Below are 20,506 nucleotides of genomic sequence, written 5' to 3'. Positions count from 1 at the left end.
TACCGCCCGACGGATCGGGTGTCGATGCTCACGGGAGCGATCATCAGACCGGGCTCAGGACGAGCGCCATACCGAGGAGCGCGGCCGCAATCGCAGCTGCGAAGGCCTCCGCCACCCAAGCCGCCAGTGTCACGGCGAGTGCAGCGTAGATGACAACAATCAAGGCTTTCCAACTCAGCTGGTCGCAGACATTCCTGCAGAAACCGTTCGCGCTTTCGTAGATGGCGAAGCACGGACGCCACTGCTCCCACCAGAATGCGACATGAAGATCGAAAAGCAAGGTGTTGCTCGCCAGGTCGCGGAGCAGCACGCCTGCGTGCCACGAGTCACGTTTGACGCATCCCCCAACGTAGTGCTTTTCAAAGCTGATGCGGATGAAATAACCGGGGATCTTGACTTTGACATCTGAAGCCAACTCGATTCGCTGCTCCTGTGGCGCGGAGCGCAGTCCGAAACGTGGATAGGAGTCGAGCGTGGCAATCAAATCCAAAATATAAGGATCGTTCAGGGATTGAGCGTGACGCAGCGGGTGGCGGGCAATGGGTTGTAACGGAGGAGGAACATCGGAGAGGAGGACTGCTGGATTGAAGGACTGACGGCCAGAGTCGGGCTGGAGCGCACTCTGTCTATGCCGCAACGTTGCGTTGGGGAGAGTGGACTTGAACTCACCCATGCTCTGCCCTCGGCGTGTCGCTACGTGGATCAAGCCCGAGGGATCCACGGAAAGAAGGAATGCAGCTGGAACTGGCGCATCCAGTTCATCGTGGCCTTGCATGAATCGAGCAGGTGCTTCGCTCGTGACTCTGGCTGGAGAACACCCCGTGCCCAGTAGGTTTGTGGTGCCCAGTCCGGCCCACATCAAGAGGTCTCGACGTGAGATCATGACGTCGATTCTCCAGCCTCAAGCTTCCAGGAAATGAGGCGTCCATCCCATCCACCAGCGATGAGTGTTCCTTCAGGTAACAGGACAAAGGCGCTCATGTTGCCGCGCTTGCTCTCATCGAGCACCGTGGTCCGCTTGTAGGCGCCCTCGGACTTGCGCCATAGGCTGAGTGCGGATGCTCCATCGTCTTCCAAGAGCAAAGCGCCCTCGATGCAACCGCGGAGCCGGCCATTCTGCCGTTGAATAAGGCTTGGCTTGTCTGTCGCCATGCTCCACACGAGCACTTCTGGCTGGCGTCGCCATCCGAGCAGAGACCGCTCTCCCCGGTCGGACGACAGGAACTCCGCGGGGCCACAGCTCATGACCTCAACGATCTGGCTGTGATGCTCGCTGAGAACTTGAACGAGCTCCCACTTCTCCGAGCCGAGATGACCTCTCCAGACCTTGAGCTGTGGCTCATGTCCACCCGCTGAGATCAGGCCCCCGTTCCGGAGGTTGGCAAGCGCATGAATCGGGCCCTCATGAGCCTGCAGGGCTCCCGCCTTTTGCCAGCCTCCAGAAGACTGGTCTGGGCGCCAGCTGCAAATCTGGCCCGTGGAATCACCCGACAACAACGACCCGTCCGGCAGCTCCAAGAAAGTAGATGCCCGCTCGATGGGCAATTGCTGGTGGAAAAAGAAGGCTCGCTCCGTTTCGGACCATCGGCACAGAGCAGGGAGTCCCGCCGTTCCGCTCGCCCATGCAAGGAGATAGCCCGAATGGGTTTCGAGCATGCGATCATTGTAGTGGTCGCGATCATCGGGGAGCTTGAGTTGCTGTCGCTGCTCCAGTTTACCCGAGGCTGGATCCATCTCCCAGACAGCGACTCCTCCCTCGTGGCCTGCGGAGAGCAGGACGCCGCGGGGGCTTTGATGGACCAGCAATGTCTCTGCGTGCGGAGTGATGACCTCCGCGAGCGGAAGGAACCTGCCGGTACTTGCCTCGACGTTCCATGACTTGAGCAACCCATCGCCGCCCGCGGTCACGATAAGGCCCGAGGGGGATGCGCAGATGGACCAGATAGCGCTCTTGTGCGCCTGAATGGACTGAGACGAGGGAATCATTATACGCGTCACTCGCGAAGGCCCGTGAGCAGCCAGGTCTTCACCTTGCCGATGCTCTTCACTTCGATCTCCCCGCGGGGCTCGAAGGCGAATCGGTCGTTGAGCGCCTGCCAGATGGCTTCGCTCACGTGGATACGTCCAGGCACGCCGTGGGACTCCAACCGGCTGGCCATGTTCACCGTGTCCCCCCACAAGTCGTAGGCGAACTTCCGTGTGCCGATGATGCCCGCCACCACCGGTCCACAGTGCATGCCGATCCGCACGTCCAGCGACGTCTTCAGCGTCACGTTCAGCCGCTGGATGGCGTCCACGAACGCCAACGCCATGATCGCCATCACCTCCCGGTGATCCGGCCGCGGCGACGGCAAACCCGCCACCACCATGTACGAGTCCCCGATCGTCTTGATCTTCTCCAGCCCGTAGCGCTCCGTCACGGCGTCGAACTCCGTGAACACCTGCCCCAGCACCTCCACCACGTGCTCCGGTGACAACAGCGTGGACCAGCGCGTGAAGTCCACCAGGTCCGCGAACATCACCGTCACCTCGTCGAAGCGCTCCGCAATCGCATGCTCGCCCCGCTTGAGGCGCTCGACGATGGGGTGGGGGAGGATGTTGCGCAGCAGCAGCTCGGAGCGCTGGGTGGCCTCGGACAGCTCGCGGGTTCGCTCCGTGATGCGCGCCTCCAGCAGCCGGTTCGCATCCCGTAGCTGCGCGTCCAGCTCCGCACGCACCACCCGCGCCGCCATCATCGTCGCCACCGTCGTGAAGATGTGCAGGTGCTCTTGAGTGAAGAAGCCCTCCTGCGAGTGCTCCGAGTCCATCACCCCGATCACCTGCTCCTGGGAGTAGATCGGCACCGCCAGCTCCGACAGCCGCGCTTGATCATCCTGGATGTAGCGCGAGTCCTTCCGCGTATCCGGGATCAGCTCTGGACGCCCCGTCAGCGACACCGTCCCCACGATGCCCGCCCCCACCTTGATGCGGATGGGCGCCAGGATCTCCCGCTGCTGTGGGTTCTTCGGGCCGTAGGCCGCTCGCTGGACGAGGTACTCGCGCTGCTCGTCGAACAGATAGATGACGCAGTCCTCCAGCCCCAGGTGCGCCACCACTCCCTGCGCCACGTCCCACAGGATGTCGTCCACGTCCGTCTGCGGCTGCAGCAGCGATGCGGCCAAACGGTTGATGGCGTCCAGGCTTCGCGCCTTGGCCTCCAGCTCGCGGACACGCTTCTCCAGGGCCCGCTTCTCCGCCAGGAGCGGATCCGCTTCGAGGTCAGCTGGATCGGGCGGCGTGTGAGGTGGGCCCATGCGGCATACACATCGTCGCACTTCAACTATGTTTTACACCATGAGTCATTCTTCCCCCCAGCGAGGGCTGGGCGCAGAGGCCCGTCGGTTGGCCGAGGATGAGCGGCGCTCGTACAACTGGAAGCGCTGGGGGCCTTACCTCTCCGAGCGCCAGTGGGGCACTGTTCGTGAGGACTATTCCCCAAAGGGAACGAGCTGGACGGACTTCCCCCACGAGTCCGCCCGCAGCCGCGCCTACCGCTGGGGCGAAGATGGGCTCCTTGGCATCACCGACCGCCAGTGCCGGCTGTGCTTCTCGCTCGCCCTCTGGAACGAGAAGGATCCCTTCCTCAAGGAGCGCCTCTTTGGCCTCACCGGCCCCGAGGGCAACCACGGCGAGGATGTGAAGGAGGAGTACTTCTACCTCGACTCGACGCCCACCCACTCGTACCTCAAGGGGCTCTACAAGTACCCGCAGGCCGAGTTCCCCTACGATCAGCTCCGTCAGGAGAACCAGCGCCGAGGCCGCGACGAGCCCGAATTTGAGCTGGCTGACACGGGCATCTTCGATGGACGCCGCTACTTCGACGTCTTCGCCGAGTACGCCAAGGCCAGCCCAGAGGATCTGCTCATCCGCATCACCGTGGCCAACCGAGGGCCCGTGCCCGCACGGATCCACGTGCTGCCGACCTTCTGGTTCCGCAACACCTGGGCCTGGGGCCGCAGCGGCGAGGGCTACTGGTCCAAGCCCCACATGTCCACAGTGGGCGCGGACGGCATCCTCGCGGAGCAGGAGTCCCTCGGGCGCTACCGGCTCCATGCGCAGATCCCCGAGGGCGGCAAGCTCCCCGAGCGGCTCTTCACTGAGAACGAGACGAACCTGCAGCGGCTCTACCGCGTGCCCAACCGCCAGCGCTACGTGAAGGATGCGTTCCACGACTCTGTGGTTCACGGCCGGCACGCCGCGGTCAACCCGGAGCGTGTCGGCACCAAGTCCGCCTTTCACTATGTGCTGGAGGTACCTGCGGGCGGCTGTGTGATCCTGCCGCTGCGGCTGTTCCTGGAGTCCGAGGCTCCGCGCGAGCTCTTCGGCGAGGACTTCGACCGGATCTTCGAGCAGCGCATCGCCGAGGCCGATGAGTTCTACGCCTCGCGGCTCCCGCACACGCTGCCCGAGGAGGAGCGGCGGGTGGCTCGGCAGGCTTACGCCGGGCTGCTCTGGGGCAAGCAGTTCTACCACTACGCCGTGCAGCCCTGGCTGGAGGGCGACCCCAGCAACCCCGCGCCGCCTCCAGAGCGTCTCCAGGGCCGCAATCGCGAGTGGGGCCATCTCTACAACCGCGACATCATCTCGATGCCGGACAAGTGGGAGTACCCCTGGTACGCCGCGTGGGATCTCGCGTTCCACACCATCCCGTTCGCCCGCGTGGATCCGCTCTTCGCCAAGGAGCAGCTCATCCTGTTCCTGCGCGAGTGGTACATGCACCCCAACGGGCAGATGCCCGCGTATGAGTTCGAGTTCTCCGACGTGAACCCGCCCGTACACGCGTGGGCGTGCTGGCGCGTCTACAAGATGACGGGCTCGCAGGGGAAAAGGGACCGGCTCTTCCTCGCCCGCGTCTTTCACAAGCTCCTGCTCAACTTCACCTGGTGGGTGAACCGCAAGGATGCGGACGGGCGCAACCTCTTCTCTGGAGGCTTCCTCGGCCTGGACAACATTGGCGTCTTCGATCGCTCCAAGCCTCTGCCCACCGGCGGCCGCCTGCATCAGGCCGATGGCACCGCGTGGATGGCCTTCTTCTGCACCACCATGCTCTCCATGGCGCTCGAGCTGGCTCAGGAGGATCCCGCCTACGAGGACATCGCCTCCAAGTTCTTCGAGCACTTCGTCGCCATCGTGGATGCGATGAACCACCTGGGCGGCAGCGGACTGTGGGAGGAGGACGACGGCTTCTACTACGACCACCTCTGGGTGGACGGCCGAGACGTCCCCCTGCGCGTGCGCTCCATGGTGGGGCTGGTGCCCCTGTTCGCCGCCGAGGTCCTGCCGGATCGGCTCATCGAGCGGCTCCCCGGCTTCGCCCGTCGACTGCGCTGGTTCCTGGAGAACCGCGCCGATCTCGCGCAGAACACCTCTTATATGGCCTCACCGGATCGCTCGGGAGCGGGCGGCCACCGGCTGCTGGCCATCCCTTCCCGAGAGCGCCTCGTGCGTGTGCTGCGCCGAGTGCTCGATCCGAAGGAGTTCCTCTCGGACTACGGCATCCGCTCGCTGTCGCGCGTCCACGAGCAGGCACCTTTCGTGTTCCGCGTGGGCCGCGAGGACTACCGCGTGGCCTACGTGCCCGGCGAGTCCGACAGCGGCATGTTCGGCGGCAACTCCAACTGGCGCGGCCCCGTGTGGTTCCCGCTCAACTACCTGCTCATCGAGGCCCTGGAGCGCTACCACCACTTCTACGGCGCTGGGCTTCAGGTGGAGTACCCTACAGGCTCCGGGCGGATGATGACGCTGGCCGAGGTGGCTCGCGAGCTGTCCTCCCGCCTCATCCGGATCTTCATGCCGGATGCCGCCGGTCGACGGCCTTGTCACGGGGACGATCGGCGCTTCGCCGAGGATCCGGACTGGCGCGAGCTGGTGCTCTTCCACGAGTACTTCCACGGTGACACGGGCCGTGGGCTCGGTGCCTCGCACCAGACGGGGTGGACGGCCCTCGTGGCCCAGTGCCTCGCGGATGCCCACAAGTCGCTGGAGTGATTCCGCGCGCGCAGCGGCCGCTCAGAACTCCTTGTCCGGGCTCTGCATCCGCGGCATCTCGAGTTCCACCGAGCGCCGCCGCGAGGTGCGGAAGATCGTGGTGCAGCTGGCGCAGCGCAGCCGCAGGAAGCCTCCCGCGACCAGCCCCTTGCCCAGCCCCATCCCTGGCTCGCGCGAGTCCAGATCCTCCAAGCGGCCTCGGCACAGTGGGCACGGATCGCCCACCCCCGCGCGGACCGCCGGATCTCGCAGCCTCCGCCACCGATCCAGGGCCTCGGGCGTCACCGCCAGCGCGCAGTGCACGTGGTCATGCCACGAGGACTCGCCGTACTCGTTCTCGACGTGCAGCCCCAACTCGCGCCGGAACACCGAGAGGATGTTCGACTCGGGGCTCATGCCCCGCGCCGAGACCCGGTGACCCTCTAGGTAGCAGGTGCCGTAGCCATCGGACGACAGCAGGCAGCGCGACAGCGCCCAGAACGGGTGCATCACCCGCTGCGAAGGCGGTGCCAGCGTGTCCAGCCCCGGCACATCGTCCACGGGCCGCATGTCCCCACCAAAGCCGATGTAGGCCTGGCCCTCGCTCCGGGAGACAGACAGTGTCCGCCGCCCGCGGCCAAAGCTGATCGCCGCGGCCTCGTCCTCGTCGTGGATCAGCGCCACTCCCGCGCCATGATCCCAGGCATCGGGCAGATCCGGATGGTGGTTGAGGGAGAAGGGAACGCAGACCAGGCGCCCGGACGACACAGGAGGCCGGGGGAGGGCGACTACGTCCTCCTCACGGGCGCGGCCCCAGCTCAGATCCGAGCCTCCGAAGTACAGGGACTCGAAGTGCAGCACCGCCGTCTGCAGCCGCGCGAGGATCTCTCTCGAGCGCCTCCCCGAATCCTCGTGCGGCTGCCCCGCGCCCAGCTGTGCGGCGCGGCGCACCAGCGCCTCGGCGAAAGACTCCGCCCATTGATGGAGGGCCGAGCGACTCATAGGAAAGCGTTGATCCTGAGATTCACGGTCTATACTTAAAAACATGTCATCCCTGAAAATCAAGGGTGAGGGCTGAAAGTGTTGTCTGGGCATCCCTAACCAGCAAGTTCCCCCGGTCTTCCCGAAAGTCCAGGTCCTCACTCGGTGGCCACTCGGACGACCGTCCAGCGGCCGTTCGCGACCGCTCAGAGCCATGAGCGCCTGAGCCTCTGGCACCTTCGGCAGCCTTGCTCCTTGGACTGGCCGCTCGCGGTACGGAGCGGCGCATCGTGGAGCTGTGCATGCGTTTTCCTCCGCTGCTCTGGACGGGCCTGTTTGCCCTGGTGCTCGAAGCCTCTCCTCCCGAGCCTTTTTGGGGCCCGCTGCCCATGGGAACGTCCGCACGCTCGGAGCGCTTCTCCATCCCCGCCGAGCCCCAGCGCTCCGGCGATCCGAAGGCGGGCTATGACACCCTCGTCAATGGGAGTTACGTGAGCTGTGGCGTCCCGGGGTCCATCTACCGGATGGCCTTCGGCGACGCACCGCCGAGCCGGCGCCTGAAGGGGCGGCGAGGCCACAACGCGAAGCTCTCCTATGACGTCACGTCCCTGAAGACGCCGCGAGGCGTGGAGGTGGTGACGGCCAATTGCCTCGGCTGTCACGCCACCCCCACGCGGGACGGTGTCCTTATCGGGCTCGGCAACGCGTCGCTGGATCTCACCGAGGACTTTTCCACCTTCGCGACGGCCGCGGGCCTGCTGGCGAAGAATGGGGCCGAGCTGGCCGAGTGGTGGCGCTGGTCCTCGCGGGTCCGCGCCGTGGGCCCTTACACGCAGCCGGACACCCTCGGCGTGAACTCCGCGGACAACCTCGCGGCGGTGCTCGCGGCCCACCGGGATCCGGAGACGCTCGCCTGGTCCGAGACGCCGCTCCAACCGCTGCCTCCACGCGAGCCCGTCCCCGCGGACGTGCCCCCATGGTGGCTGCTGCGCAAGAAGCACGGCCTGTTCTACACAGGCATCGGCCGAGGCGATCACGCTCGGCTGATGATGTCCGCCTCGATGCTGTGCACCGACAGCGTGGAGGAGGCCGAGCGCATCGATCAGGAGTTCGATGACGTGCGGGCCTACTTGTCCACGTTGCGGCCTCCCCCATACCCGCTCCCCATCGACCGCAAGCTGGCCGCCGAGGGCCACGATGTCTTCGAAGCCTTCTGCTCCGAGTGTCACGGCACCTACGGCGCCCAGGAGTCCTATCCCAACCTCATCATCCCGCTCGAGGAGGTGGGAACGGATCCGCTCCTGTGGCAGGCCACCGCGCGCGAGGGACTGCCCCTGGTGGAGTGGTTCAACCGCTCGTTCTACGGACGCACCTCGCGACTGGTGCCGGGGCCCGGCTACGTGGCGCCGCCGCTGGACGGCATCTGGGCCACCGCGCCGTATCTGCACAATGGCTCGGTGCCTACCGTGGAGGCCCTGCTGGACAGCCGCAAGCGCCCGACCTACTGGCTACGCCCGGTCAGCCAGGGGCCGCTGGATCCCGTGTCGCTCGGGTGGAAGCACCAGGTCCTCTCGCACGGCAAGGCTGACGAGCCCGACGCCACCCTCCGCAAGCGCCTCTACGACACGTCGCTTCCTGGGTACTCAAACAAAGGCCACATCTTTGGTGATGAACTGTCGGATGGACAACGACGGGCCCTGATCGAGTATCTGAAGACGCTGTAAAATCTTAAAAGCAGTGTAAACAGGCGAAGCGATGTCAGCCCTACGTGTTGGATCATCCGCGCTTGGGCAGTGCACCTCCTCCGCAGGTCGAGTCCGGCCCGTGAGGAGGGTCTTCGTTTCCTAAGTGACTCACACTTTGTGTGACTTTTTTGGCACTCCGGGTATCCGGGAGGGGAGTCGAACGTGCTCATTGTACAGCAGCAGCGCAATATTGTTGTATTAGTGCTGGTGATGGTGGGGGTATGTGGCGTGGCGTGTCAAAGTCCCGAGGCGCGCCCTTCCGAGTGGGCCTCGCCTGTGGGCTCCGAGTCCGGGACCGTGAAGGCTCCGTTCGATGTGGATGCGGTCATCCGGCAGGTGCACTTCGCCTATCGGCCTGAGCAGGACGGCTGGCGCGGAGGGCACTCCACCTATGAGGTGAAGGCGACGTCCCAGGGCATCACCCTGACCCCGCTCTTCGTGACGGGCCTGGAGCAGGAGGATCGAGAGCGGCCCGAGGAGCCCTCGCAGCTGTCCGAGTCTCCCACCGAGGTATCGCAGGGCACTCCGCTCATGCTGGGCACGGTGCGGGTGGCTCGCGGCGACACGGCGCTGAGCGTGGACGAGCCCCGGGGCGAGGTGGTGTCGGATGGGCACCTGACCTTCCACCACGGCGAGTTCATCGAGCACCTGCGCAACAGCGAGCAGGGCGTGGAGCAGTCCTGGAGCTTCGACGCTCCTCCCAGTGGACGGGGCGAGCTGCGGGTCCACATCCCGGTGACGGGGCTGGTGTACACGCAGACCTCGGAGCAGGGGCTGCACTTCGCGGACGCCCGGACGGGGCTCGGGTTCCGCTACGGGCACGGCACGTGGGTGGATGGCAAAGGGCAGCGCACGCCCGTCCGCGCCTCGTTCGTGGAGGGCCAGATCCAGCTGCGAGTCCCCGAGTCCGTGCTCGCCTCGTCCGCGTATCCGGCGGTGCTCGATCCCGTGGTCACCCAGGAGATGTTCATCGACGGGCGGCTGGTGACCGCGGACACGACGGTGCGGACCAACGCCGCGGTGGCCTTCAACGGGACGCACTACCTGGTCGTCTGGCGGAACGTGCGTGGGAACCTGTCCAGCATCTATGGGACACGCGTGTCGACTTCGGGGACGGTGATCGACACGTCGGGCATCGTGGTGAGCAATGGGCCGGGACTGACGACGATCCCGTTCGTGGCCTCCAACGGCACGGACTTCTACGTGGTTTGGGCGCAGAACTCTTATACTTGGCGCGTCATGGGCACCCAGGTGAGCGCCTCCGGAGCCGTGGCCATCCCGGGCGGCGAACGCCTCAGCTCGTCTGCGCTCAGCCAGTACTGGCCGCGCGTGGCCTCGAACGGGACGGACTACCTCGTGGTCTGGTACCGGTACTCGAACTCCTCTGACGCGGATGTCTTTGGCCGGCGGGTCTCGAGCACGGGGCTGCTGGACACGGTGGAGATCCCCATTGCCACGGCGTCGGCGTACAACGAGCTCGCTCCCTCGGTGGCCTCGAATGGCACCGTGTACCTCGTGGGGTGGGGTGACGAGCGAGGGGGCTACTCCCGCCCGTATGCCACGCGCGTGTCGAACGCGGGCGTGGTGCTGGATGGCACAGGCTTCCTGCTGACGAACGTGGACACGCTGCAGTCCAGCGTCACGGTGGCCTCCAACGGACAGGACTTCCTGGCGGTGTGGGTGGATTACCGCAGCGGGAGCCATCGGGATCTCTATGGAACGCGCGTGGCGGCGGCGGGCACCGTGGTGGACGCCTCCGGGTTTGCCATTGGAGCGGATCCCAACGCCAACGAGTCTTATCCGGCCCTGGCCTCGGACGGGACGAACTACCTCGTCGCGTGGAGTGCGTGGAGCACCTCCAACTCGACCTTCCAGAACCTGGCCAGCCGCGTCCTGAGCTCGGGCTCCAGCCCGGTGCAGGACTCGCCCAGCCTCGTCCTCTCTCCGAGTGGGGGGGCGTACAAGTATCCGTCCGTGTCCAAGGCCAGCTCGGGCTACTTCGTGGCCTGGGAGGGCAACGGCTCGACGCCGTCGGCGACGAACCTCTACAGCGCTTGGGTGTCCTCGACGGGCACGGTCACGGCGGGCAGCGGCTTCCCGGTGACGCCGCCCGTGGCTTCCCTGTACCAAACCGAGCCCGCAGTGGCCTCCAATGGCAGCAACTACCTGGTCGTGTGGATGGAGAACAACGCCCAGGTCTACGGCGCGCGCGTCACTCGCGAGGGTGGGACGATCGATGTGCCTCCGCTGGCCATCACCTCGTCGGTTCGCGAGCGGCAGTCGCCCTCGGTGGCCTCCAACGGCACGGACTACTTCGTGACGTGGATGGACTACCGAGACATCAACTGGGACATCTACGGCGCGCGGGTGCTCGGCTCTGGCCCCAGCTCCAGTGCTGTGCTCGACCCGAGCGGGATCGCCGTCTCGACGGATCCGGCGTTCCAGAACGCCCCCCACGTGGGGGCGCTCGGGACGGGCTATCTGGTGGTGTGGCGGCACGACGTGGGCGGCCGGGGGGATGTCTATGGCGCGCGCGTATCGAGCGCGGGCGTGGTCCTGGACACCAGCGGCATCGCCATCGCCACCAGCACGGTGGAGCATTACACGCCGCGAGTGGTCTCCAATGGGAGCCACTACTTCGTCGTGTGGGCCGAGTATCAGAGCACCACCGCCTGGGACATCGCTGGCGCGCGGGTGTCGAGCGCGGGCGTGGTGATGGACACCAGCGGCATCCCGATCTCCACCGCGATCCGCGAGCAATACGATCCGGACGTGGCCTCGAACGGCACGGACTTCTTCGTGGTGTGGGCGGACTACCGCTCGGGGAGCAACAACGACATCTATGGCGCGCGGGTGTCGAGCGCGGGCGTCGTTCAGGACACCTCGGGGCTCGCGCTGTGCACGGAGACGGTGCAGCAGTTCTCCCCCAAGGTGGTGTGGGACGGGACGAACTACCTGGCTGCCTGGGCAGACTACCGGTGGGACTCGTACTGGGACGTGTTCGCTTCGCAGGTGACCAGCTCGGGCACCGTTGTCACCCCCGGGGGATTCGGCGTGGTCTACAACGCCCGGGAGACGGAGCCTCACCTGGCGCTGGCCTCGGGAGGCGGGCAGCAGTCCTTCGTCACCTTCTCCCGCTACGACACGGAGCCCAATACCGGCAGCCGGCGCATTCGAGGACAGTTCGTCGGCTTCTGATATGGGAGGCGCATGCTCTTGCCCTCCCAGCGCGCCCTCTTCGAGATCCCAGATGACGTCATCTGGCTGAACTGCGCGTACATGTCTCCCCAGCTCCGCGCGGTCCGGGCGGCAGGGGAGGAGGCGCTGGGGCGCAAGTCCCAGCCCTGGCGCATCCGGCCCGATGACTTCTTCATCGGGAGCGAGGAGGTGCGCGGGCTGTTCGCCCAGCTGATTCACGGAGATGCGGAGGGCGTGGCGCTGGTGCCCTCGGTGAGCTACGGCATGGCGGTGGCCGCCTCCAACCTTCGCGTCCGGGAGGGGCAGCGGCTGCTGGTGCTCGATGAGGAGTTCCCGTCCAACCTCTATTGCTGGAGGGAGCTGGCGCGGCGCACTGGGGCCACTGTCTTCACCGTTCCCAGGCCGCCGGATGGGGACTGGACCCGTGCGCTCTTGGGGCAGATGGATGAGCGGTGCGCGCTCGTCGCCGTGCCGCACTGCCACTGGATGGACGGGACGTGGGTGGATCTCGTGAAGGTGGGCGCCCGCGCTCGGGAGGTGGGGGCGGCGCTCGCGGTGGATGCCACGCAGTCCCTCGGCGCGCTGCCGCTGAGCGTGGAGGCGGTGCAGCCGGACTACCTCGTGGCCGCGGGGTACAAGTGGCTGATGGGGCCCTACAGCCAGGGCTACCTCTATATGGCTCCGCGTCACCGGGAGGGCCAGCCCCTGGAGCTGAACTGGATCACCCGGCGAGGCAGCGAGGACTTCACCCGGCTCATCGACTATCGCGACGAGTTCCAGCCAGGGGCCCGGCGGTTCGACATGGGCGAGCGCAGCAACTTCCTTCAGCTCCCCATGGCGGCGGCAGCGCTCCGGCAGCTCCTGGCGTGGGGGCCTGAGTCCACCCAGGAGACGCTGCGGGAGCTGACTCGCCGGGCCGCCCGAGGCGCCGAGGCCCTGGGGCTCGAGGTTGCTCCCGAGGCCCACCGGGCCGGGCACCTCCTGGGCCTGCGCCGCCGAGGCGGCTATCCGCCCGATGTGACGGCGCGGCTTGCGGCCCGTCAGATCTACGTCAGCGTCCGGGGAGACAACCTTCGCGTCTCCCCGCACCTCTATAACACCGCAGCGGAGGTGGACCGGCTGCTCGAAGCGCTGGGCTCGGTCTCCAGCTCCAGCGCGGCGGTTGGCCGCTGATCAGCGGGGCAGGTCCAGCTTCACGTGGAAGTTGTAGGTCACGCTGATGGGCCGGCCCTGGTACTGCACCGGGGTGTAGCGGCGCGTCTCCAGCGCGGAGACCACGGTGTCGCTCATGTGGGGCAGGCCCTTGATGACCTTGCAGTTCTCGACCCTGCCCTCGCGGGTGATGGTGCACCGGGCGATGAGCAGGCCCTCGACGCGGGCCTCGAGCGCCTCGCGCGTGTACTGGAGCGAGGCACCGGACAGCAGGCTCGGCGGCGTCATGTTGCCGCTGACGAAGGGCATCACCTCCTCACCCGTGGGCTCTGCCACGTCCGTGTGGGTGGCATCCGGGTCGATCACGCACGTCATGCAGGGAGCCACGCCCGCGATTCCATCCGGGCGGCCGTCGGGATCATACGGCAGGTCCTTCTCAGGCTCGACCTGCGGGTCCGGCACCGGCGCGGTCTCCGGAGGCGGCTGGGTGGGGACGGCGATGGGCGCCCTCATCTCGGGACGCTTGGCCGGCTTGGGAGTCTTGGGCTTGGACGGCTCCACGGCCTTGTGGGCCGGGGGGATGGGTGTGCCGCGAGGCGGGGGCCGCTTGAAGACGACCACGACGGGCTCCTTCTCCACCTGCTCTGCCACCCCGGCTGACAGCACCAACACGGCGCCGAGGATGCCTGCATGCACCAGCAGGGACACCCCCGCTCCGGTGCCGAGACGACGAGAGTTCCACCTTTGCTGATCGATGACCGACTGGAACATGGCTGCCTCCCTCAGACGGGCGCTCCCGACAGGGGCAGGCCGCACCATGCGGTCCCTCACCCACGTGGTCTGAGGTCCGGAGCGCCCCTGTCCACGCACCCGTTAAGGTAGGGAAGCGGAGCGTTCCGTTGGCCGTGGCCGTTCCATCTTTCCGTCATGATTTCGTCATGGCGTCGATCTCCATCCGGTAGCCCACCCCGCGGATGGTGTGGATGGTGAAGCCCGAGGTGCTCGTCCAGCCGAGCTTCTTCTTCAGGTTGGAGACGAAGTTGTCCACCGTGCGCGGGTCCACCACCACGTCCTGGCCCCACACGGTGTCGAGGATCTCCTGCCGCGTCAGCGCCCGGTCCTTGTGGCGGACCAGGTAGACGAGCAGGTCGAACTCCGTGCGAGTCAGCTCAATGGTGCCGCCGTCGGCTCGGCTGAGCGCGCGCTTGCCCAGGTCCAGGGTGAAGCCCGCGAAGCCCATGATCTGGGCTGGAGGCGTGCCGGCCCTGCGCACCAGCGCCCGCACCCGCGCCAGCAGCTCCCGCAGCCGGTAGGGCTTGGTCAGGTAGTCCTGCGCCCCGGCCTCGAAGCCGCGGACGATGTCGTCCTCCAGCGTGCGCGCGGTGAGCATCATCACCATGCTCTGGAGTCCTGCGGCGCGCAGCCGCTTGCACAGGGAATAGCCGTCCTCCCCCGGCAGCATCACGTCGAGGATGAGCAGGTCAAAGTCGCAGCCACGCAGGAGGGACTCGGCCTCGCGGGCGTTCGAGGCGGCGGCCACGTCGAAGCCTTCGTCCTGCAGGTTGTCCCGTAGGCCCACGCGGAGGTTCGGGTCGTCCTCGACGATGAGGATGGAGGGGCGGTGAGGAGCAGGAGGGGACTGGGTCGTCATGGTGGAGGCGGCTCGGGGAAGGTCAGCGCGAACGTGGTGCCCTGAGGGCCAGAGGTGGCGACACGCAGATTGCCACCGTGGAGATGCATGATCCTGCGGCAGAGCGCGAGCCCGAGCCCACTGCCGTGCACCTCGGGGCCCGGTTGTGTCACCCGGTAGAAGTCCTGGAAGACGTTCTCCCACTCGCTCTCGGGGATGCCGATGCCGTTGTCACCGAAGAGCACCGTGCACCCGTGGCCCGGCGTGGCGTGGACGCGCACGGAGAGCTTCACCGGGTTGCTCTGGTTGTAGTTGCACGCGTTGCGGCCCAGGTTGGACAGCAGCAGGCGCAGCAGGCCGGGATCGGCCCACAGCTCCACATCCCCCACGTCCTCGGTGAGCTCCACCGGCACGCGGGTGGCGCTGGCGAGATCCGTCCGCAGGGCGCCCATCAGCTCCTCTAGCCGCACGCGGGTGAACTGCGCCACCCAGCGCCCCTTGTCGATGCGGTTGAAGGACAGGATGTTCTCCACCAGGAAGTGCAGCCCGTCCGCGGCCTGGATGATGCGGGTGGGGTAGTCGCGGACCTCGGGCGAGCCTCCCGCGCGCATCTCCAGGGTCTCCGCCAGCAGCCGGATGGAGGCCAGGGGCGTGCGCAGCTCGTGCGAGACGGTGGCCACGAAGTCGCTCTTGAGCTCCAGGAAGCGGTACTTGCGGTGCTGGGCCAGCCCTGCCAGCGCCACGATGGCCACCGCGAGCGCGCCGCAGATGAGCACCAGCAGCGTCTTCAACCCGTAGCGCTTGGAGATCTGTGCCTCCTCAGCGGCTCCGCGGGGGATGACTGCGTCGAGCTTCAGCGAGGACACCGGCTGCAGCGCGTCCACGCGGCCCATGCGCACGGAGTCCTCGGCACCCAGGAGCTTGCGCTTGCGCATCTCGAGGGTGATGCCCTTCAGTAGCTCCGCGGGCTCCACGGCGATGCCGCGCACCACCTCGCCCTGCTGCTCCAGGTACCAGCGCGCGCCGATGAGGGTGGGCTCGGGCATCTGAGAAGGCAGCACGATGGCGCCGGTGCCCAGCTCCTGGACGCGCGACCGGAAGGCTTCCGAGGGCTCGGAGAGCTCGGCGCTCACCGCGAGGATGCGCTCGGTGAGGTAGTCGAAGTCGGCCTGGGTGAAGCGCTGGCAGTCGCGCAGCAACTCGCGCTGGAGGCCCAGGCCCTGGGCCATGCCGCCGAACTCCTCGGCCAGCCCGCCGTGGATGAGCCCCCGGACGGGCCAGGGGCTGGCATCGCCGCGCGCGAGCCGCTCCACCACCAGCAGCGTGTAGGGGATCTCCTGGGCAGGGGGCAGCGGGTGCTCGGCGCGGTAGCGAAGCAGCGCCTCCAGGCGCCGCTCGGCTGCCTCCGGCGTGTCCAGCACGTCCTTCGGGAGCACGGCCTCCACCGCGCGCAGCAGCCCGAGCCGCTCCTGCCAGGGGCCCGGGGCCGGGGGGGCCTCGAGCGCCTGGCGCAGTTCCTCATGGAGCTTCTTGGCCGGGGTTTGCGTGCCGGGCCGGGGGCGGGGGAGGCGGGGGAGGAACTGGTACTCGCGGAAGAGCAGGTAGAGCCCATCGGCTTGGACGAGCGGATCCTCCACGGCGAGGTTGATGGCGGGCAGGCTCCACTCCAGCTGCTGCCGGAGCTTGAGCCGGAGCGCCTCGGTGGCGATGCGCTCGACCTCCTCGCGGCGGGAGCGCAGCTGCTGGCGGGCGTCCTCGGTCTCCTGAGCGAAGAGGCGCTGCAGGCTCACCAGTCCCCAGGTCAGCGCCAGGAAGCCGCATCCAAGTGCCAGCAGTGTGGGCAGGAGCCGGCGCAGCATCCAGGCCTATGCCTCCGCCCCTTGGTTCTCCATGGCCTCACTATCGCACAAGCTGCGAGGGGGCGCTCCGTCAGCTCGCCAGCTCGTGCTCGGGATAGGGCGGGCCAGCGGCCGGAGTGCCCGCGGCGGGGAGGGTGACGGTGAAGACAGTGCCCGCTCCTTGTTTGCTCTCGGCGCGCAGGGCCCCCCCCAGGCTGGTGACGATGGCGTGGCTCACCGACAAGCCCATGCCCGTGCTGTTGGGGCGGGTGGTGAAGAAGGGCTCGAAGAGGCGCTCCAGCACCTCGGGAGGCATGCCCGCGCCGGTGTCCTGCACCTCGATGATGACCTCGCCCGTCACGCTTGCGCGGGTGGCCACGCGCAGCACGTTGCGCGCCAAGTCCTGCTCGGACATGGCCTGCACGGCGTTGAGCATCAGGTTGAGGAACACCTGCCCCAGCCGGGCCTCGTCTCCCTCCACCGAGGGCACGGGCTGGAAGTCCTTCTCCAGCCGGGCCCGGTGGCGCAGCTGGCCGCGCACCAGCTTCAAGGTGTCCTCCAGCACGGAGTGCAGATCCACCCGCGTGCGGTGCCGGGGCGGCTCGCGCGTGAGCAGGCGCAGATCCTGGACGATGCCCTTGAGCCGCTCGGCACCCTCCACGGACTCGGACAGCGCGTCGAGCACCTCGCTGATCTCGTCCGGGTCTACCTCCTCGCGCCCGGTCCGGAGCGACTCTCGCAGCCGGCCGATCTCCTCGCGGGCAAATGAGAGGTTGGCCATCAGGAAGGCCAGCGGGTTGTTCATCTGGTGGCCCACGCCCGCCGCCAGGTGGACCAGGGAGGCCTGGCGATCGGCGTGCATCAGGCTGGTCTCCAGCTGCTTGCGCGCCGTCACATCCTTGGCGAAGACGCGGAGGCTCTCGTGGTCCTGCAGCTGCATGGCCACCACCTCCCAGTACCGGCCCTGCAGCTGCACCAGCGTGGGTGTCTCCCCCGGACGGCTGCGGCGGGCGTGCGCCAAGGCGGCGGCCACCAGGGGGTGATTGGCGCCCAGCTCCAGGAGGTCCGGGAAGCAGGTGTGCGCGGGTGGGTTGGCGTAGCGCACCCGGCCGTCGCGCCCCATCTCGAGCATGGGGTCCGGGTGGAGCAGGGGGAACGAGGCCAGCCGGTAGAGCTCCTGCTCCAGTGTGTCCAGGTCGGTGATGTCGCGCACCAGCAGCCCCAGATCGGGCACCTCCTCGCCAGCGTGGGGTGAGCGCAGCGTGGCCTCGGCGGTGTACAGGCGCGTCTCGCTCCCCGTCTCCATGCGGAAGTGCATCCGGCCGCTGGTGTGGTTCAGGCGGGTGGAGCGCACCAGCGACTCGAGCGGAATGGCGGCCTCGGTAGGCAGCAGCTCGTGCAGGGACAGGCCCTCGCCCTCGCGCAGATCCCGGCCGAACGCCTTGCCCGTGGAGGACCAGACGCGCCGGCAACGCTCCTTCGCATCCAGATCCAGCGTCATGTACTCCGAGTTCGGCACGGCCCGAGGGGTGGGGGCCTTGACGGTGTTGCCCTGGACGAGCGCAAAGCCCTGAATGTCGAAGGGGGCGAGCACCGGCTCCAGGCCCCCCTCGTCGTGGCTCATGGTGGTGATGGCGGCCACCACCCGGTGGGCCTCGGCCTCTGTCAGCCGTTCGGTGATGATGATGCCGTCGGCGAGGGTAGGGCCGCTGAAGGCGAAGGGCCGCAGCCGGCGCTCGTCGGGGCCTACGCGCTCGGCCAGCAGCGCGCGGACCATGTACTCCTCCATGTGCGTGGTGAAGAACGTGGTGACGTCCGCCTGGCCCGACAGCACCGCCAGCAGGGCCTGCCGGTAGGTGCCATAGAAGCGCTGCTCGGCGAACAGCTCCGAGGGATTCATGCCCAGCGACTCCAGGTGGCGCTTGGGCAGCAGGTAGCCCGCAGTGGAGAGCGGATCCACCCACGCCGCGCGCCGGCCTCGCAGCTTCTCCAGGGTGAGGGGCTCGTCGGCCCGGCAGATGAAGGCAGAGTGGTAGTACCAGCGTCCCGCTCGCACCGCGCGCAGCACGGCCCGGGAGCGGGGCTCGAAGAGATCGCACTGCTCGGCCGTGGCCAGGGCCATGTCCGCCTGGCCCTCGAGCAGCGCCTGCTCCACGGCCTCGTACGTTCGGGCCTGCTCGACGATCACCGGACGGCCGAGCCGCTGCGAGAGCGCTCGGCCGAAGAACTCGGCTCGAACGTGCTCTTTCACCACGCCCAACAAGGGATAGGTGAGGAAACGGATGGGAGAACTCGACGGCGGCAAACGCAACTCCCCTTCACGCCGGGGATCTCCAGCAGCCCCCATGAAGCGACACACCAAAGCATGCCGAAGGATTGTTAGAAAATACACGGGAAATGCTGGGTTGACCCGTTTGGCCTCGCTTTCAACGGAGCAGCGGGTTGGTGCTGGCGGTGGGCGGTGGCCATGATGAAGGATGGTGACTGACACCATACCTATGGAGGCGGGTCATGGCGGATGAACGCCCCTTACCGCACTTCTCCCCGCGCCGGGAACTGGGCCGCACGGGATTCCATGTGACGGCAATTGGAATCGGGGATCTGGCCGATCGGTCAGTGCCCTTGGGGCAGTGCGTGGCCACGCTGCAGCGCGCCATGGACGCGGGGCTGAACCTGGTGGACACCGCGCCAGGCTACGAGGACGGCTACAGCGAGCAGATCGTCGGTGAGGCCCTGCGCGGCCGGCGCGAGGGCATCTTCGTCATCGACAAGATCGATCTGCTGGATCAGCCGGTGACGCGACAAGTCGAGGAGAGCCTGGGCCGGCTGAAGCTGGATGCGGTGGATCTCTTCGCCTTCCACAACGTGTCGGAGCTGAAGGTGTGGGAGCGGCTCGCGGCGCCGGGCGGTGGGATGGAGGAACTCGGGCGCTGCGTGCGAGCAGGCAAGGCCCGCTTCCGGGGCATCTCCAGCCATCACCCGGACGTGCTGAAGGCGGCGTTGGAGACGGGACTGTGCGACGTGGTGATGTTCCCGATCGGCCCCTTCTGCCACCCGCGCTACGTGGAGGAGATCCTGCCCCGGGCGCGCTCGAAGGGAGTGGGGACGGTGTGTTTCAAGACCTTCGGGGCGGGCAAGCTGCTGGGGGACACTGAAGGCTATGGGCGCCCGCTCCAGGCTCGACCCCGGGGGAAGGTGAGCTCGGGCGGGCAGGAGGCGCCCGCTCCCTCGCTGCCACACCTGTCCGTGGAGGAGTGCGTCCGCTACACGCTCACCGTGGATCCAGACGTGTCGCTGCTGGGCATGAGTTTCACCAACGAGCAGGACGCCGCGCTGGCCGCCGCGGCTGCCTTCCAGCCCTTGTCCGCCGGGCAGCTCTCCGAGGTGCGCCGCAAGGCCGCGCTCGCCATCGAGGACAAGGGCGCGGTGTGGTGGGACCCGAAGTAGGCGGGGCGCTCAGGGCGTGCTGACGACCTCGATGGTGGGCTCAATGCGCGGCTCGGCCTTGAGGGAGCAGCCAACGAAGCAGCGCTTGGGCACGTCCAGGAAGAGGGCGCGGGCGGTGTCGGCGTCGGCCTGGCTCTTCACCTGGACCACGGGGCGGACGACGATCTCGGTGAAGCGGATGAGCCCCTCCGAGTCCAGGGCCAGGGTGCCTGTGGCGGTGCTGCGATAGGAGAGGTGCTGCACGTTCTTGCGGCGGCACAGGGAGAGGAAGGTGAGCAGCGTGCAGGCCTCGGCGGCGCCCAGCAGGAGCGTCTCGGGGCCCCACTGGCCGGGCTTGCCGGCGAACTCCGGGGGGGCGCCGAAGCCCAGCGCCGGGAGGCCGCTCGACCCGAGCGAGCCTTCCAGCTCCTGGGTCCAGTTCAGGTTCGTCTCGTAGGTCCAGCTCTTGGTGCGCGGTGGCATGGGCTCCTCCTCGGAAGTAGGGGGAGCAGTCTGGCAAATTTCGCGGC

Annotated in this window: 14 protein-coding genes and 1 pseudogene; 5 read left to right on the top strand and 10 right to left on the bottom strand. The window is 67.5% G+C overall.

Features of this window, described 5'->3' with window-relative positions:
* Positions 1–43: 43 nt before the first annotated feature.
* The 4 genes and pseudogenes from DB31_RS49070 to DB31_RS45140 all read right to left on the bottom strand — a co-directional run bounded on the left by DB31_RS49070 (position 44) and on the right by DB31_RS45140 (position 3,293).
* Complete coding sequence (locus tag DB31_RS49070) at positions 44–673, bottom strand: hypothetical protein (RefSeq protein ID WP_157232135.1); 630 nt, start codon at positions 671–673, stop codon at positions 44–46.
* 206 nt (positions 674–879) lie between these two features.
* Positions 880–1,734 carry a WD40 repeat domain-containing protein gene (locus DB31_RS46875; RefSeq protein WP_240486865.1) on the bottom strand — a complete coding sequence of 285 codons (855 nt, stop codon included), beginning with the start codon at positions 1,732–1,734 and terminating at the stop codon, positions 880–882.
* A 147-nt stretch (positions 1,735–1,881) separates the two neighbouring features.
* Positions 1,882–1,986: pseudogene (locus DB31_RS51660) on the bottom strand (WD40 repeat domain-containing protein); the annotation flags it as partial.
* An 8-nt stretch (positions 1,987–1,994) separates the two neighbouring features.
* Positions 1,995–3,293 (bottom strand): adenylate/guanylate cyclase domain-containing protein, encoded by a 1,299-nt coding sequence (locus DB31_RS45140; RefSeq protein WP_052420203.1) that lies wholly within the window; start codon positions 3,291–3,293, stop codon positions 1,995–1,997.
* 40 nt (positions 3,294–3,333) lie between these two features.
* On the opposite strand from DB31_RS45140, the gene DB31_RS24515 reads away from it, so the two are divergent.
* Positions 3,334–6,027: an MGH1-like glycoside hydrolase domain-containing protein gene (locus DB31_RS24515; protein WP_044192049.1), complete on the top strand. Its 2,694-nt coding sequence runs from the start codon at positions 3,334–3,336 to the stop codon at positions 6,025–6,027.
* A 21-nt stretch (positions 6,028–6,048) separates the two neighbouring features.
* Here the strand turns inward: DB31_RS24515 and DB31_RS24510 are convergent, their stop codons facing one another.
* The gene (locus tag DB31_RS24510; protein ID WP_044191826.1) at positions 6,049–7,008 is read right to left on the bottom strand and encodes a hypothetical protein; all 960 of its coding nucleotides are present in this window, start codon (positions 7,006–7,008) and stop codon (positions 6,049–6,051) included.
* Between the two features lie 281 nt (positions 7,009–7,289).
* Here DB31_RS24510 and DB31_RS24505 point away from each other — a divergent pair, with 281 nt between their 5' ends.
* The 3 genes from DB31_RS24505 to DB31_RS24495 all read left to right on the top strand — a co-directional run bounded on the left by DB31_RS24505 (position 7,290) and on the right by DB31_RS24495 (position 13,103).
* Complete coding sequence (locus DB31_RS24505; protein WP_157232134.1) at positions 7,290–8,711, top strand: c-type cytochrome; 1,422 nt, start codon at positions 7,290–7,292, stop codon at positions 8,709–8,711.
* 318 nt (positions 8,712–9,029) lie between these two features.
* Positions 9,030–11,930 (top strand): RHS repeat domain-containing protein, encoded by a 2,901-nt coding sequence (locus tag DB31_RS24500; protein ID WP_157232133.1) that lies wholly within the window; start codon positions 9,030–9,032, stop codon positions 11,928–11,930.
* A 12-nt stretch (positions 11,931–11,942) separates the two neighbouring features.
* Positions 11,943–13,103: an aminotransferase class V-fold PLP-dependent enzyme gene (locus DB31_RS24495; protein WP_044191821.1), complete on the top strand. Its 1,161-nt coding sequence runs from the start codon at positions 11,943–11,945 to the stop codon at positions 13,101–13,103.
* Here DB31_RS24495 and DB31_RS24490 read toward each other — a convergent pair whose 3' ends face one another.
* The 4 genes from DB31_RS24490 to DB31_RS51310 form a co-directional block, all read right to left on the bottom strand.
* Positions 13,104–13,853 carry an energy transducer TonB gene (locus tag DB31_RS24490; RefSeq protein WP_044191819.1) on the bottom strand — a complete coding sequence of 250 codons (750 nt, stop codon included), beginning with the start codon at positions 13,851–13,853 and terminating at the stop codon, positions 13,104–13,106.
* A 154-nt stretch (positions 13,854–14,007) separates the two neighbouring features.
* A complete protein-coding gene (locus tag DB31_RS24485) occupies positions 14,008–14,733 on the bottom strand; it encodes a response regulator transcription factor (RefSeq protein WP_044191817.1) in 726 nt (241 codons plus the stop codon).
* Positions 14,730–16,571 carry a sensor histidine kinase gene (locus tag DB31_RS24480; RefSeq protein WP_044191815.1) on the bottom strand — a complete coding sequence of 614 codons (1,842 nt, stop codon included), beginning with the start codon at positions 16,569–16,571 and terminating at the stop codon, positions 14,730–14,732. The genes DB31_RS24485 and DB31_RS24480 overlap by 4 nt, the downstream gene beginning before the upstream one ends.
* Positions 16,572–16,641: 70 nt before the next feature.
* Complete coding sequence (locus tag DB31_RS51310) at positions 16,642–18,855, bottom strand: sensor histidine kinase (protein WP_276203646.1); 2,214 nt, start codon at positions 18,853–18,855, stop codon at positions 16,642–16,644.
* Positions 18,856–19,061: 206 nt separating this feature from the next.
* Between DB31_RS51310 and DB31_RS24470 the strand changes: the two genes are divergently transcribed.
* The gene (locus tag DB31_RS24470; RefSeq protein WP_044191811.1) at positions 19,062–19,997 is read left to right on the top strand and encodes an aldo/keto reductase; all 936 of its coding nucleotides are present in this window, start codon (positions 19,062–19,064) and stop codon (positions 19,995–19,997) included.
* Between the two features lie 9 nt (positions 19,998–20,006).
* Here the strand turns inward: DB31_RS24470 and DB31_RS24465 are convergent, their stop codons facing one another.
* On the bottom strand, positions 20,007–20,459 hold the full coding sequence (locus DB31_RS24465; RefSeq protein ID WP_052420201.1) for an OsmC family protein: 453 nt from the start codon (positions 20,457–20,459) through the stop codon (positions 20,007–20,009).
* Between the last annotated feature and the right edge of the window lie 47 nt (positions 20,460–20,506).

Source organism: Hyalangium minutum (assembly GCF_000737315.1).
In the GTDB taxonomy this organism is placed as follows: domain Bacteria; phylum Myxococcota; class Myxococcia; order Myxococcales; family Myxococcaceae; genus Hyalangium; species Hyalangium minutum.
This window is presented reverse-complemented; position numbering and strand designations above follow the sequence as displayed.

What these genes read in the sequence shown, in the direction of transcription:
- DB31_RS49070 (WP_157232135.1), bottom strand. Translation starts at nt 673, where the DNA reads ATGGGTGAGTTCAAGTCCACTCTCCCCAACGCAACGTTGCGGCATAGA.
- DB31_RS46875 (WP_240486865.1), bottom strand. Translation starts at nt 1,734, where the DNA reads ATGGATCCAGCCTCGGGTAAACTGGAGCAGCGACAGCAACTCAAGCTC.
- DB31_RS45140 (WP_052420203.1), bottom strand. Translation starts at nt 3,293, where the DNA reads ATGGGCCCACCTCACACGCCGCCCGATCCAGCTGACCTCGAAGCGGAT.
- DB31_RS24515 (WP_044192049.1), top strand. Translation starts at nt 3,334, where the DNA reads ATGAGTCATTCTTCCCCCCAGCGAGGGCTGGGCGCAGAGGCCCGTCGG.
- DB31_RS24510 (WP_044191826.1), bottom strand. Translation starts at nt 7,008, where the DNA reads ATGAGTCGCTCGGCCCTCCATCAATGGGCGGAGTCTTTCGCCGAGGCG.
- DB31_RS24505 (WP_157232134.1), top strand. Translation starts at nt 7,290, where the DNA reads ATGCGTTTTCCTCCGCTGCTCTGGACGGGCCTGTTTGCCCTGGTGCTC.
- DB31_RS24495 (WP_044191821.1), top strand. Translation starts at nt 11,943, where the DNA reads ATGCTCTTGCCCTCCCAGCGCGCCCTCTTCGAGATCCCAGATGACGTC.
- DB31_RS24490 (WP_044191819.1), bottom strand. Translation starts at nt 13,853, where the DNA reads ATGTTCCAGTCGGTCATCGATCAGCAAAGGTGGAACTCTCGTCGTCTC.
- DB31_RS24485 (WP_044191817.1), bottom strand. Translation starts at nt 14,733, where the DNA reads ATGACGACCCAGTCCCCTCCTGCTCCTCACCGCCCCTCCATCCTCATC.
- DB31_RS24480 (WP_044191815.1), bottom strand. Translation starts at nt 16,571, where the DNA reads ATGCTGCGCCGGCTCCTGCCCACACTGCTGGCACTTGGATGCGGCTTC.
- DB31_RS24470 (WP_044191811.1), top strand. Translation starts at nt 19,062, where the DNA reads ATGGCGGATGAACGCCCCTTACCGCACTTCTCCCCGCGCCGGGAACTG.
- DB31_RS24465 (WP_052420201.1), bottom strand. Translation starts at nt 20,459, where the DNA reads ATGCCACCGCGCACCAAGAGCTGGACCTACGAGACGAACCTGAACTGG.